General features: G+C 63.3%; 12 protein-coding genes. 2 read left to right on the top strand and 10 right to left on the bottom strand.

The features are described from left to right. Positions 1-13: 13 nt before the first annotated feature. The 6 genes from odhB to sdhC all read right to left on the bottom strand — a co-directional run bounded on the left by odhB (position 14) and on the right by sdhC (position 7,645). Positions 14-1,231 (bottom strand): 2-oxoglutarate dehydrogenase complex dihydrolipoyllysine-residue succinyltransferase, encoded by a 1,218-nt coding sequence (odhB, locus tag A9179_RS09960; protein ID WP_187805657.1) that lies wholly within the window; start codon positions 1,229-1,231, stop codon positions 14-16. A gap of 72 nt (positions 1,232-1,303) precedes the next feature. After that, positions 1,304-4,135 (bottom strand): 2-oxoglutarate dehydrogenase E1 component, encoded by a 2,832-nt coding sequence (locus A9179_RS09955; RefSeq protein ID WP_187805656.1) that lies wholly within the window; start codon positions 4,133-4,135, stop codon positions 1,304-1,306. A gap of 251 nt (positions 4,136-4,386) precedes the next feature. Next, positions 4,387-5,106 carry a succinate dehydrogenase iron-sulfur subunit gene (locus A9179_RS09950; RefSeq protein WP_187805655.1) on the bottom strand — a complete coding sequence of 240 codons (720 nt, stop codon included), beginning with the start codon at positions 5,104-5,106 and terminating at the stop codon, positions 4,387-4,389. Positions 5,107-5,117: 11 nt separating this feature from the next. After that, positions 5,118-6,893, bottom strand: coding sequence for a succinate dehydrogenase flavoprotein subunit (gene sdhA / locus A9179_RS09945; RefSeq protein WP_187805654.1), 1,776 nt, complete (start codon positions 6,891-6,893; stop codon positions 5,118-5,120). Positions 6,894-6,896: 3 nt separating this feature from the next. Beyond that, on the bottom strand, positions 6,897-7,265 hold the full coding sequence (gene sdhD, locus A9179_RS09940; RefSeq protein ID WP_187805653.1) for a succinate dehydrogenase, hydrophobic membrane anchor protein: 369 nt from the start codon (positions 7,263-7,265) through the stop codon (positions 6,897-6,899). Further along, positions 7,259-7,645 (bottom strand): succinate dehydrogenase, cytochrome b556 subunit, encoded by a 387-nt coding sequence (gene sdhC / locus A9179_RS09935; protein WP_187805652.1) that lies wholly within the window; start codon positions 7,643-7,645, stop codon positions 7,259-7,261. The genes sdhD and sdhC overlap by 7 nt, the downstream gene beginning before the upstream one ends. A gap of 349 nt (positions 7,646-7,994) precedes the next feature. Here sdhC and gltA point away from each other — a divergent pair, with 349 nt between their 5' ends. Then, the gene (gene gltA, locus A9179_RS09930; protein WP_187805651.1) at positions 7,995-9,284 is read left to right on the top strand and encodes a citrate synthase; all 1,290 of its coding nucleotides are present in this window, start codon (positions 7,995-7,997) and stop codon (positions 9,282-9,284) included. A gap of 61 nt (positions 9,285-9,345) precedes the next feature. Here gltA and A9179_RS09925 read toward each other — a convergent pair whose 3' ends face one another. The 3 genes from A9179_RS09925 to A9179_RS09915 all read right to left on the bottom strand — a co-directional run bounded on the left by A9179_RS09925 (position 9,346) and on the right by A9179_RS09915 (position 12,566). Then, positions 9,346-9,954 (bottom strand): START domain-containing protein, encoded by a 609-nt coding sequence (locus tag A9179_RS09925; RefSeq protein WP_187805650.1) that lies wholly within the window; start codon positions 9,952-9,954, stop codon positions 9,346-9,348. A 64-nt stretch (positions 9,955-10,018) separates the two neighbouring features. After that, positions 10,019-10,270: a YkgJ family cysteine cluster protein gene (locus tag A9179_RS09920; protein WP_187805649.1), complete on the bottom strand. Its 252-nt coding sequence runs from the start codon at positions 10,268-10,270 to the stop codon at positions 10,019-10,021. Between the two features lie 67 nt (positions 10,271-10,337). Then, complete coding sequence (locus tag A9179_RS09915) at positions 10,338-12,566, bottom strand: alpha-glucosidase (protein ID WP_187805648.1); 2,229 nt, start codon at positions 12,564-12,566, stop codon at positions 10,338-10,340. A 96-nt stretch (positions 12,567-12,662) separates the two neighbouring features. Here A9179_RS09915 and A9179_RS09910 point away from each other — a divergent pair, with 96 nt between their 5' ends. Then, entirely contained in the window at positions 12,663-13,004 is a 342-nt protein-coding gene (locus tag A9179_RS09910) for a DMT family protein (protein ID WP_187805647.1), read from the top strand. A 51-nt stretch (positions 13,005-13,055) separates the two neighbouring features. Here the strand turns inward: A9179_RS09910 and A9179_RS09905 are convergent, their stop codons facing one another. Continuing rightward, the gene (locus A9179_RS09905; RefSeq protein ID WP_187805646.1) at positions 13,056-13,928 is read right to left on the bottom strand and encodes an NAD(P)-dependent oxidoreductase; all 873 of its coding nucleotides are present in this window, start codon (positions 13,926-13,928) and stop codon (positions 13,056-13,058) included. Between the last annotated feature and the right edge of the window lie 96 nt (positions 13,929-14,024).

The raw sequence follows: 14,024 nt of genomic DNA, 5'->3' as shown, positions 1-14,024 counted from the left end.
GCGCAGCCCTGGGTCAGATGTCCAGCAGCAGGCGAGCCGGGTCTTCCAGCAGGTTCTTGATGGTTACCAGGAAGCTCACTGCTTCCTTGCCGTCGATCAGACGGTGATCGTAGGACAGCGCCAGATACATCATCGGGCGGATCACGACCTGGCCGTTGATGGCCACCGGACGCTGGATGATGTTGTGCATGCCGAGGATCGCGGCCTGCGGCGGGTTGACGATCGGGGTCGACATCATCGAACCGAAGGTACCACCGTTGGTGATGGTGAAGGTGCCGCCGGTCATTTCCTCGATCGACAGCTTGCCGTCACGGGCCTTCTTGCCGAAGGTGGCGATGCCGTTCTCGACTTCGGCCAGGCTCATCAGCTCGGCGTTGCGCAGTACCGGAACCACCAGGCCACGGTCGCTGGACACGGCCACGCCGATGTCCTGATAGCCGTGGTAGACGATGTCGTTGCCGTCGATCGAGGCATTGACCGCCGGGAAGCGCTTCAGCGCCTCGACAGCTGCCTTGACGAAGAACGACATGAAGCCCAGGCGCACGCCATTGTGGGTCTTCTCGAACAGATCCTTGTACTTCGAACGCAGCGCCATGACTTCGTGCATGTCGACTTCGTTGAAGGTGGTCAGCATGGCCATGGTCGACTGGGCTTCGACCAGGCGCTCGGCGACCTTGGCGCGCAGGCGGGTCATCGGCACGCGCTTCTCGACGCGGTCGCCGGTGGCGAACACCGGGGCTTCGGCGGCCGGAGCAGCCGGCTTGGCAGCCGGAGCCGGAGCGGATTTCTTGGCAGCGACGGCAGCCACAGCGTCTTCCTTGGTGACGCGACCACCTTTGCCGGTGCCGGTGATGCTGTTCGGATCGATACCGCCTTCTTCGGCGATCTTGCGCGCCGCAGGCGAGAGGATCGCATCGTCATCGCCAGCGGCCGGAGCGGCTGCAGCAGCGGCAACCGGGGCGGCCGCAGCCGGGGCTGCGGCAACGGCGGCGCCAGCCGCACCCAGCTTGCCCAGCAGCTCGCCGGAGAGCACGGTGTCGCCTTCGTTCTTGACGATTTCGGCGAGAACGCCGTCGGCTTCGGCGAGTACTTCCATCACCACCTTGTCGGTTTCGATGTCGACGATCAGCTCATCGCGCTTGACCGCATCGCCCGGCTTCTTGTGCCAGGTAGCCACGGTGCCGTCGGCAACCGATTCCGGGAAGGTTGGGGCTTTGATCTCGATAGCCATTCTCTGTGTTCCTTAAATTCGTTTTCTTCAAGGAGGCGACGACCCGTGCCGCCGCCTCGCTACGCGAAGGCGTTAAACAGTAAAGGCGTCGCTCAGCAGTTTTTCCTGCTGTTCGGCGTGCATCGAGGCGTAACCGCAGGCCGGCGCTGCCGAAGCATCGCGGCCGGCGTACTCGAGGAACAGGCCTTTCTTGTGCGCGGAAGCGACACGCCGCATGTGGTGCTGGCTGCAATACCAGGCGCCCTGGTTCATCGGCTCTTCCTGGCACCAGACGATGTGCTTGAGATTCTTGTACGGAGCCAGAATCTCGGCCAGGTCGTCCTCCGGGAACGGATAGAGCTGCTCGATGCGCACGATGGCGATGTCTTCACGGCCCTCTGCACGGCGCTTGGCCAGCAGGTCGTAGTAGACCTTGCCGCTGCACAGGATCAGGCGCTCGACCTTCTTCGGATCGATGTTATCGATCTCGGGAATGACGGTCTGGAACGAGCCTTCGGCCAGATCTTCCAGGGTCGAGATGGCCAGCGGGTGGCGCAGCAGCGACTTGGGAGTCAGCACGACCAGCGGCTTGCGCAGCGGACGGATCACCTGACGACGCAGCAAGTGGTAGATCTGCGCCGGGGTGGTCGGTACGCAGACCTGCATGTTGTGCTCGGCACACAGTTGCAGGTAACGCTCCAGGCGTGCGGAGCTGTGCTCCGGGCCCTGCCCTTCATAACCGTGCGGCAGCAGCATGGTCAGGCCGCACAGACGGCCCCACTTGTGCTCGCCGCTGGAGATGAACTGGTCGAACACCACCTGGGCGCCGTTGGCGAAGTCGCCGAACTGCGCTTCCCAGATCACCAGTGCATTGGGCATGGTGGTGGCGTAGCCGTATTCGAAAGCCAGCACGGCCTCTTCCGAGAGGAAGGAGTCATACAGTTCGAACTTCGGTTGGCCTTCGAACAGGTTCTGCAGCGGCAGGTAGGTGCTGGCGTCCTTCTGGTTGTGCAGCGCCGCGTGGCGGTGCGAGAAGGTGCCGCGACCGACGTCCTGACCGGTGATACGCACCGGGTGGCCAGCTTGCAGCAGGGTGGCGTAGGCCAGGTTCTCGGCGTAGCCCCAGTTGATCGGCATGGCACCGGCGGTCATCTTGACCCGGTCTTCCAGGACTTTGGCCACCTGACGCTGCAGCACCAGGCCTTCCGGCAGTTCGAGCAGCTTGCCGGCCAGATCCTGCAGGGTCTTCAGCTCGCAACGGGTGTCGTGACGGGCGGTCCAGGCATGGCCCAGGTACGGACGCCAGTCGACGAACAGCTCCTTGTTCGGCTCCTTGACCAGGCTCTTGACCACATGCTGGCCGTTGTCCAGGGCGTTGCGGTACTCGTCGATCTTGGCTTTTACCGCCTCGTCGGAGACGCGACCAGCCTGCACCAGGCTCTCGGCATACAGCTCCCGGGTGGTGCGCTGCTTGGCGATCTGCTGGTACATCAGCGGCTGGGTGCCGCTCGGCTCGTCGGCCTCGTTGTGGCCGCGGCGGCGGTAGCAGACCAAGTCGATGACCACGTCGCGCTTGAACTGCATGCGGTAGTCGACGGCCAGCTGGGTGACGAACAGCACGGCTTCCGGATCATCGCCATTCACATGGAAGATCGGCGCCTGGATCATCTTCGCCACGTCGGTGCAGTACTCGGTGGAGCGCGAGTCTTCCGGACGGCTGGTGGTGAAGCCGACCTGGTTGTTGATTACCAGGTGGATGGTGCCGCCAGTCTTGTAGCCGCGGGTCTGCGACATCTGGAAGGTTTCCATGACCACGCCCTGACCGGCGAATGCCGCGTCACCGTGGATGGAAATCGGCAGCACGCTGTCGCCGCTCGGGTCGCTGCGGCGATCCTGGCGGGCACGTACCGAACCCTCGACCACCGGGGAGACGATCTCCAGGTGCGATGGGTTGAACGCCAGCGCCAGGTGCACTTCGCCACCCGGAGTCATGACGTTGGACGAGAAGCCCTGGTGGTATTTCACGTCACCGGAGGACAGACCTTCGGTCTTCTTGCCTTCGAACTCGTCGAACAGGTCGCGCGGGTTCTTGCCGAAGGTGTTGACCAGTACGTTCAGACGGCCGCGGTGGGCCATGCCGATGACGATTTCCTTGGTGCCGTAGGAGCCGGAGCGCTGGATGATCTCGTCCAGCAGCGGGATCAGGCTCTCGCCACCCTCCAGGCCGAAACGCTTGGTGCCCGGGTACTTGGTGCCCAGGTACTTTTCCAGGCCTTCGGCCGCAGTCAGGCGCTCGAGCAGGTGACTCTGCACTTCGGTGGAGAATGCCGGACGGCCGCGTACGCTTTCCAGACGCTGCTGGAACCACTTGCGTTGCTCGGAATCGACGATGTGGGTGAACTCGGCACCGATGGTGCGACAATATGTCTGCTGCAGCGCCTCGTGGATTTCCCGTAGAGTCGCCTCTTCCTTGCCGATGTAAAGCTCACCGGTACGGAAGGTGGTGTCGAGGTCGGCGTTGGTCAGACCATAGTGGTTGACCGCCAGGTCAGCCGGAGCCGGACGCTTCCACAACCCCAGCGGGTCGAGCGTCGAAGCCTGGTGGCCGCGCATGCGATAGGCCTGGATCAGGCGCAGGACTTCCACCTGCTTCTTCTCGTGCTCGCTGCTGACGCTCCCGGCGGAAACCGGTTGAGCGCGGCGCTGGTTTTTCGCCAGCAGCACGAAATGATCGCGGACTGTTGAGTGCGAGACGTCTGTGGCGGCGTTGCCGTCAGTCGGCAACTTCTGGAAATAGGTGCGCCACTCTTCTGGCACAGCGTTGGGATCGTGCAGGTAGAGCTCATAGAGCTCTTCCACGTAGGCAGCGTTACCACCGGATAGGTGGGCACTGTCCCACATGCGCTGCATCACGCTTTCTTGCATGCTTGGTCACCCTCGGTAAGGGGACACCACCGGCGTAGAAGCCGTAGCTGGGCCATTCATAGTCCTAAAGCAGCGACCTGGTAAGCCACTACGGATCCCGCAGATAGTCCGGGCACCAGCCCGGATGCCCCTGCTGGTCGTCAAAATCTTTTCAAGTAAGAAACGCGGCTTTGTGGGCTGCGCTTCGAGTTTTACTGCGACAGCGGAGTTACGCCGCTGCCGCAGGTGTTACGGGTCGAGCTACAACTGAATCAGGTACCGCTCTGCAGCAGCATGTTGCGTACGTGGCCGATTGCCTTGGTCGGGTTGAGACCCTTCGGGCAGACGTTCACGCAGTTCATGATGCCGCGGCAGCGGAACACGCTGAACGGGTCGTCCAGCGAGGCCAGGCGCTCGGCGGTCTTGGTGTCACGGCTGTCGGCCAGGAAGCGGTAGGCCTGCAGCAGCGCAGCGGGACCGAGGAACTTGTCGGGGTTCCACCAGAAGGACGGGCAGGAAGTCGAGCAGCACGCGCACAGAATGCACTCGTACAGACCATCCAGCTTCTCGCGCTCTTCCGGGCTCTGCAGACGCTCGATGGCCGGAGCCGGCGTATCGTTCTGCAGGAACGGCTGCACCTTCTCGTACTGCTTGTAGAAGATGCTCATGTCGACGACCAGGTCACGAATGACCGGCAGACCCGGCAGCGGACGAATTACCAGCTTGTTGCCCTTCACCACGGTGGAGATCGGGGTGATGCAGGCCAGGCCGTTCTTGCCGCTGATGTTCATGCCGTCGGAACCGCACACGCCTTCACGGCAGGAACGACGGTAGGAGAAGCCCTCGTCCTGTTCCTTGATCAGGGCCAGTACGTCCAGCACCATCAGGTCTTTACCGTCGATCTCGACGTTGAAGTCCTGCATGAACGGCGCGGCGTCCTTTTCCGGGTTGTAGCGATAAACGCTGACTTGCAAAGTTTTACCAAGAGACATGGTGGCCACCCTTAATAAGTACGTACTTTGGGTTCAAAAGCAGGAACGGTCTTCGGCGCAAAGTTGACGGCGCGCTTGGCAACACGTTTCTCACCCGGGAAGTACAGGGAGTGGCACAGCCAGTTGGTGTCGTCGCGATCCTCGTAGTCTTCGCGGGCGTGGGCGCCACGGGACTCGGTACGGGTATCGGCGGCGATGGCAGTGGCCTCGGCCACTTCCAGCAGGTTCTGCAGCTCCAGCGCTTCGATGCGCGCGGTGTTGAAGGCCTGGCTCTTGTCGGCGATCTTGACGTTGGCGATCCGCTCACGCAGGTCGGCCAGTTGGGTGATGCCCTTCTTCATGTATTCGCCGGTACGGAATACGCCGAAGTAGTTCTGCATGCACTGCTGCAGCTCTTTACGCAGCGGAGCCACGTCTTCGCCAGTGCTGCGCTGGTTGACGCCGGACAGACGCTTGAGCGACTGCTCGATGTCGGTCTCGCTGGCGCCACGGACTTCCACGCCTTCTTTCAGCGCTTTTTCCAGGTGCAGGCCAGCAGCGCGGCCGAATACCACCAGGTCGAGCAGCGAGTTGCCGCCCAGACGGTTGGCACCGTGTACCGATACGCAAGCAACTTCACCTACAGCGAACAGACCGTCGATGATCTTGTCGTTGCCGTTGGCGTCCTGGGTGATGGCCTGGCCATGAATGTTGGTGGCAACGCCGCCCATCATGTAGTGGCAGGTCGGGATGACCGGAACCGGAGCGACGACCGGGTCGACGTGAGCGAAGGTCTTGGACAGTTCGCAGATGCCCGGCAGGCGGCTGTGCAGCACTTCTTCGCCGAGGTGGTCGAGCTTCAGCAGCACGTGATCCTTGTCCGGGCCACAGCCATTGCCGGCGATCACTTCCTTGACCATGGAACGAGCAACTACGTCGCGGCCGGCCAGGTCTTTGGCGTTCGGAGCGTAACGCTCCATGAAGCGCTCGCCATGGGCGTTGATCAGGTAACCACCTTCACCGCGGCAACCCTCGGTAACCAGTACACCAGCGCCGGCAATACCGGTCGGGTGGAACTGCCACATTTCGATGTCCTGCACCGGCACGCCAGCACGCAGGGCCATGCCCACGCCGTCACCGGTGTTGATCAGGGCGTTGGTGGTGGAGGCGTAGATACGACCAGCACCGCCGGTGGCCAGAACCACGGCTTTGGAGCGGATGTAGACGGTTTCGCCGGTTTCGATGCAGATGGCGATGATGCCGACGATAGCACCATCCTGGTTCTTCACCAGGTCGACGGCGTACCACTCGTTGAGGAACGAGGTGCCGGCCTTCAGGTTGGCCTGGTACAGGGTGTGCAGCAGGGCGTGACCGGTACGGTCAGCTGCAGCGCAGGTACGGGCAGCCTGGACGGACGGATTATCCGGCCCCTTGGACTGACCACCGAACGGACGCTGGTAGATGCGGCCTTGCTCGGTACGGGAGAACGGCAGGCCCATGTGCTCGAGCTCGAACACGGCTTCCGGGCCGACGGAACACATGTACTCGATCGCGTCCTGGTCACCGATGTAGTCGGAACCCTTGACGGTGTCGTACATGTGCCAGCGCCAATCGTCGTTCGGGTCGGCCGATGCAATGGCACAGGTGATGCCGCCCTGGGCGGATACAGTGTGCGAACGGGTCGGGAAGACCTTGGTTACAACGGCAGTCTTGTGGCCGCCCTGGGCCAGTTGCAGCGCGGCACGCATGCCGGCACCGCCGCCACCAACGATGATGGCGTCATAGGAAAGAGTACGAATGCTAGACATGGATCAGACACCCCAGAGAATCTGCACGCCCCAGACGAAGTACGCGAACATCGCGATACCGCAAAGCGCCTGGAACAGGAAACGCACGACAGTCGCCCACTTGCCCAGCGCCATCGGCGTCAGGTAGTCGGTAGAAATGGTCCACATACCGACCCAGGCGTGTACGCCGAGGGCCACCAGGGCCAGCAGACTGAAGATGCGCATCGCCGTGTGAGCGAACAGCGCGTGCCATTCGGCATAGCCGAGGCCCGGATTCACCACGAGGAAGCCGATCAGAAAAAGGAAATAAGCCGCGAGAACGACTGCAGAAACGCGCTGCGCCATCCAGTCGTAGAGGCCCGAACGAGAGAAGTTCGTTACGTTGGTTACCATACCCACACCCCCGCCAGCACGATCACCACCACGGATACGACGATGACGATTTTCGAGCCCAGCTTGCCGCCTTCCAGCGACTCACCGACACCCATGTCCATGATGAGATGGCGCACACCGGCCACCAGGTGATACAGCAGAGCGGACAACAGGCCCCAGATAATCAGCTTGGCCAGCGGACTGGTCAGACACGCCTTGACTGCTGCGAAGCCTTCCTCGGAGCTCAGCGACTTGTCGAGTGCGAACAGCAGCACGGCAAGGCCGAGAAAGAGAATGACCCCGGAAATACGGTGCAGAATGGACGTATAAGCGGTGATCGGGAGTTTTATAGTCCTGAGATCTAGGTTTACAGGTCGTTGGCTATTCACGGCTTTTTTCACACTAGAGGCCCCAAACAAACAGGGCAAGTTGTCGGGAAGTGCACTGGTCAGGTACCCCTCACCAAGGGAGTGCCAACCGCCAGAATGCAGGCCCTAAAGCCCCTGACGGCCGGGCGCAGAGTATAGACAGTTAGGTTACTAATGACAACGCGCCACCCTTCGCTAAAAGCGGATTGCACCAGTTAAATAAATGACGTATTAGCAGCACTTCGGACGCCCCGAAACAGGGCTGGAACCCGTCTGCCGTCTGGCTTCGCGCAAATTGACATTCGAATTTATGTCTCTATAGTGTCCCGGGCCCTGCGTGGGGGGCTGTCTGATGATTTCAAGCATAAACAGGAGGCCGCACATGGCTGACAAAAAAGCGCAGTTGATCATCGAGGGCAATGCCCCCGTAGAGCTGCCCGTTCTGACCGGCACCGTTGGTCCCGATGTAGTTGACGTACGGGGCTTAACCGCCACGGGTCGCTTCACATTTGATCCTGGCTTTATGTCGACCGCCTCTTGCGAGTCGAAAATCACCTATATCGACGGCGACCAAGGCATCCTGCTGCATCGCGGCTACCCGATCGAGCAACTGGCCGAGAAGTCCGACTACCTGGAAACCTGCTTCCTGCTGCTGAACGGCGAACTGCCGACCGCAGAGGAAAAGGCCAAGTTCGTCAGCACCATCAAGAACCACACCATGGTTCACGAGCAACTGAAGAGCTTCTTCAACGGCTTCCGCCGCGATGCCCACCCGATGGCCATCATGTGCGGCGTGGTCGGCGCCCTCTCCGCCTTCTACCACGACTCCCTGGACATCAATAACCCGCAGCATCGTGAAGTATCGGCCATGCGCCTGATCGCCAAGATGCCGACCATCGCTGCCATGGCCTACAAGTACTCCATGGGCCAGCCGATGATGTATCCGCGCAACGACCTGAACTACGCGGAAAACTTCCTGCACATGATGTTCAACACCCCGTGCGAGATCAAACCAATCAGCCCGGTACTGGCCAAGGCAATGGATCGTATCTTCGTCCTGCACGCCGACCATGAACAGAACGCTTCCACTTCGACCGTCCGTCTGGCCGGCTCTTCGGGTGCCAACCCGTTCGCCTGTATCGCCGCCGGCATCGCCGCACTGTGGGGCCCGGCACACGGCGGCGCCAACGAAGCCGTACTGACCATGCTGGACGAGATCGGCAGTGTCGAGAACATCGACAAGTTCATCGCCAAGGCCAAGGACAAGAACGACCCGTTCAAGCTGATGGGCTTCGGTCACCGCGTCTACAAGAACCGCGACCCGCGCGCCACCGTGATGAAGAAGACCTGCGACGAAGTGCTCGGCGAGCTGGGCATCACCAACGATCCGCAGCTGGAACTGGCCATGCGCCTGGAAGAGATCGCCCTCACCGATCCGTACTTCAAGGAACGCAACCTGTACCCGAACGTCGACTTCTACTCGGGGATCATCCTCAAGGCGATCGGCATTCCGACCAGCATGTTCACCGTGATCTTCGCCCTGTCGCGCACTGTCGGCTGGATCTCGCACTGGAAGGAAATGCTCTCCAGCCCGTACAAGATCGGCCGTCCGCGCCAGCTGTACACCGGCTACGAGCAACGCGACTTCGTCGCCCTGGACAAGCGCAAGTAAGCGCCACTCCAGCAAGAAAAAAGGCTGCCAATTGGCAGCCTTTTTTCATTTCAGCCCACTATCAGCGGCCTTCAGCCTTGGCCCGCAGCGCATTCAGGGTGTTGAACGGCGCATCCACCACGAAGCTGTTGGCCAGCCAGGACGGCACGCTGCCGCCCGGCTCGGTGTGCACCTGGTAGGTCACTTCCACTTCGCCAGTGCCCTTCGGCACGAAGATCCACGAGCCTTCCAGGCTGGCCACGCGCACGTAGTCCTTGTCCTGCGGCTTGAAGGTCGGCTGCCCGTCCAGCTTGCGCACCAGGCTGCCATCGGCGTTCTCCACGGTCACCACGTGCAGGATCGAATCGCGCGCGGTTACCGGCCAGGGCATTTCGAAGCGGGTGTACACCCAGCTCTGGTTGCCTTCATGCTTGAGCAGGCTCTGCTCGGCGCAGGCGTGAATCCAGGCGCAGGAACCCTGGACGTCTTCCTGCAGGGCGCGCAGCTTGGCCACGTCACTCTTGATCGTGGTCACGCCACGGTAAGCCTTGTACTTGGAGCCTTCGACAGCGCTCAGGTAGATGCGGATGCCATCCTCGTCCTTGGCCAGCTGCCAGTCTTCGGCATGCGCCAGGGTGCTTGCCAGCAGACTCAGGCCACAGGCTGCGGCCGCGCGACTCAACGAAATCATCATTGCTCCTTGGTGAAATAGGCCCGCCGGCAGCGCTGCCGGCGAGCACAGAATGCTTGGCCGCTCAGGCGGTGGCGTGCTCCAGCCAACCGAGCAGACAAATGGCCTCCTCGCGACTGTCGCCGCAGACCTCCGGATCGGCGCCGAAGGCCGCACAGACGGCCGGACGCTCGGGTTGGCCGAAAATGGCGCAGAGCGAGGTCGGGGTCAGGTGCAGGCAGCGCTCTCCCGCGGCCTTGCCATTGGGCATACCGGGAATGGGCGAACTGATGGAAGGCGCGATGCAACAGGCACCGCAGCCGGCACGACACTCCATGAAGAGCTCTCATGAACCGAACGGCGGCGATCTTAACGCCTACGCGCGGCTATCGGCACCCCTTCCGTCACTTGATTTCGCGTAGCGCCGCCAGGCTTGGCGCCAGCGGCGAGCCCTCTGGATAGAACACCGCCGGCTGACCGATCGGCACCGCCACGCGCACCGTCTCGCCCGCCTGGGCCTGGAAGCGCTTGCCCGACCACAGGTGCACCCAGGCGCCGGCCGGCAGCAACACCTCCAGTTCACTGACGCCCGGCTCGAGCACAGGCGCCACCAGCAGTTGGTCACCGAGCATGAAGCTGCGCGGCAGTGCCTGCTGTCCGGCCGGATCGCCCGGATACTGCAGCCACAACGGGCGCAGCAGCGGCATGCCGCTACGCGCGGCCTGCGCCATCAGTTGCTGGCGGTAAGGCGCCAGGGCGGCGAAGATCTTCGCGCAGCGGGCGAACTGCGCCAGATTCTGCGGCGAGCTGTAGACCTGCTGGTTGGCCTCCGGACGGTTGCCCTCGTGGCTGCGCAGCAGACTGGTGAAGGCGGAGAACTCCATCCAGCGCAGCAGCAGTTCCTGGTCGCGGTGGTAGTCCTTGAGCGGGTTGCTGATGGTGGTATAGCCGCCGGTATCGCTGTGATTGAGGCTGAAACCGGACAACCCGCCGGACAGCATGCCCAGCAGCGCACTGTGCAGGCCGTCCTGGGCATCCCATGTCACCAGTTGATCGCCGGCCCACAGGCTGGTGGTCAGGCCCGGGCTGCGGCTGAAGGCCGAGCGTATGAAGAAGAACAGCTCGCCCTCGCCCCCCGCCTCTTCCAGCAGCTCGCGGTTGAACCGCGCCCAGTCTTCCGGGAAGCGGTTATGTACCAGCGCTGCCGACTCGCCGCTGGCCAGTTGCGCCTCGAACGGCAGGGCCTCGCCGAAGTCGGCCATCCAGCCGGAAAAACCCTTGGCCAGCATTTCCTCGCGCAGCACCTGCTTGAGCCACAGGCGCGCCGCCGGGTTGCTCAGGTCGACCAGACCGGCGCTGAAACTGGTATTGAGCAGCGCCAACGGCTGGCCAGCCTGGTCGCGTACCAGATAACCGTGTTCACGCGCCTCGGCATACAGGTTACGGGCGGCGCCCGGCTTGTCCGCTACATCCGCCAGGAACGGATTGACATAGGCCAGGCTGCGAATGCCGCGGGCCTTCAGCTCGCCATTGAGCGCCGCCCAGTCCGGGTAGTGCTGCTCGTCCAGGCTCCAGTTCCACCACAGCTGCTTGCCGAAGCTGGTAGTGCGCTGGCCGACCCAGTCCTGCAGCCAGACGCCAGCCAGCGGCACCTGGGCCTCGTCGAGCTGGCGCAGGATCTCGCGCACCCGCTGGGTGCCGCCCTGCAGGCCGACGATGGCGCCCTGCTGGGTCCAGGCCGGCAGCGGCGGCATGCGCCCGACCACCGCCGTGTGCTGGGCAATCTGCCCAGGCGCATCCGCTGCCGTGTAGATACGTGCCGCCAGCTGCCCGGCATGCACTTCGAGCTGCACGCGATGCTCATCGCGCAGATCGAACACCTGGTAGGCGGTGGACTCGCTGAAGAAACTGCGCCCCTTGCTGCTCAGGTAGTGCGGCACCGGCGCGTAGCTGGTCCACCAGTCGCCGCCGGCGCGCGCCGTCAGGTTGGCCGCCAGGGTAATCGGCTGCAGGCCGCGGCCGACGCCCTGCTCCTGTACCAGGATGGGCAGGCGCCGACCGGCCAGGTCGAAAGCGCTGAACTGCTCGCCGAAACCATGGAAGTGCTCATCCGCCTCGCGCTGCCAGCTCAGATAGATGCGGTTGAGGCTGTCGTCCTCCAGCGCCACGGCCAGGCGCACGCCGCGCTCGCCGTCGTCCTCGAACACCAGCACGTAGGTGCTGCTGGAACCGTCGGCACAGCCCAGGCGCCCGCGCAGCAGCACGCGCTGCTGGCGTTGCTCGATGCCATCCAGCGTTTGCTGACGGCAGAGCACCTGGCGCTGCTCGTCGACGAACAGTGCGCCACGGTGCTCCTCGACCGCCGCCACGCCACGCCCGGCCGCCAGAAAGCCGCCATCCGTTGCCCACAGCACCCGCTCGGGCTGCTGCCCATCGCGCAGCTGCAGACTGCTGCCCGTCCACTGCAGCAGGTTGGCGCCGAGCGCGAAGCGCTGCGCTCCCTGCAGCGGCGCGAACACCTGCAACTCGGCCCACACCGCGCGCTGCCGCCACGCCTGCCAGGCACTCCAGCTCCCCACGCAGAGCACGCCAGCCAGACCGACCAGCGCCAGATTACGCATCCACTTGCCCACAACCCTTCCCCTTCGCTCGAACTGCTGGCGCCCGGTGCTTGGCCGGGCGCTCACGCGCGTTTAGGCTTGCCGCTTTGCCCTTGTTGAGTACCCGCCATGCCGGTCTGGATGCAAACCGCCGCCCTGCTCACCCTGTCCAACGTGTTCATGACCTTCGCCTGGTACGGCCACCTGAAGACCATGAACAGCAAGCCCTGGGTAATCGCCGCCCTGGTCAGCTGGGGCATCGCCCTCTTCGAATACCTGATCATGGTGCCGGCCAACCGCATCGGTTACACCGAGCTGTCGGTCGGCCAGCTGAAGATCATGCAGGAAATCATCACCCTGGCGGTGTTCGTCCCCTTCAGCGTCTACGTCATGCAGCAGCCGCTGAAGCTGGACTACCTGTGGGCGGGGCTATGCCTGCTTGGCGCGGTGTACTTTATCTTCCGCACCTGAGGCCGGCAGCGACGAACAACGTCACTGCAAGCGGCGAATGACGCCGGCGGGTCAGCTGCGCTGCTTGAGGCGGGCGATCAGGCTGGAGGTATCCCAGCGGCCGCCGCCGAGCGCCTGCACATCGGCGTAGAACTGATCGACCAGCGCGGTCACCGGCAATTGCGCGCCATTGCGCCGCGCTTCTTCCAGCACGATTGACAGATCCTTACGCATCCAGTCCACGGCGAAGCCGAAGTCGAACTTGCCGGCCAGCATGCTCTGGTGGCGGTTCTCCAGCTGCCAGGATTGCGCCGCGCCCTTGCTGATCACTTCCATCGCCGCATGCCCGTCGAGTCCCGCGCTCTGGGCAAAGTGCAGCGCCTCGGCCAGGCCCTGCACCAGACCGCCGATGCAGATCTGATTGACCATCTTGGTCAGCTGGCCGCTGCCCACCGGGCCCATCAACTTGATCATCTTGGCGTAGGCGTCGATCACCGGCGCCGCACGGTCGTAGAAGGCCTGCTCACCACCGACCATCACCGTCAGCATGCCGTTCTCGGCGCCGGCCTGGCCGCCGGACACCGGCGCATCGAGAAAGCCCAGGCCGAGGCCGGCGGCAACGGCCGCCAGTTCACGGGCGACATTGGCCGAAGCGGTGGTGTGGTCGACCAGCACGCTGCCGGCGGCCATGCCGGCGAAAGCGCCGTCGGCACCCAGCAGCACGCTGCGCAGGTCATCGTCGTTGCCCACGCAGGTCATCACGAATTCGGCGCCTTGCGCAGCCTCGCGGGGCGTCGGTGCGGACTCGCCGGCGAACTCGTCCTCCCACAGCTGCACCTTGGCCGGCGAGCGGTTGTACACGCAGACTTCGTGCCCTTCGCACGCCAGATGCCCGGCCATGGGGAAGCCCATCACGCCCAGACCGATAAATGCCACCTTTGCCATGCCCCACCTCCTCGATTACAGGTTCCCAAGCATAGCCTGTATCGGCCCCCGCCCGGCCAGCACAAACTGCGGGAAAAACTGTATGGATCGCGCTTT

It is taken from the genome of Pseudomonas alcaligenes, assembly GCF_014490745.1.
GTDB classification, from domain to species: domain Bacteria; phylum Pseudomonadota; class Gammaproteobacteria; order Pseudomonadales; family Pseudomonadaceae; genus Aquipseudomonas; species Aquipseudomonas alcaligenes_C.
The sequence above is the reverse complement of the archived record's forward strand: the minus strand, read 5'-3'. Positions and strand labels throughout refer to the sequence as shown.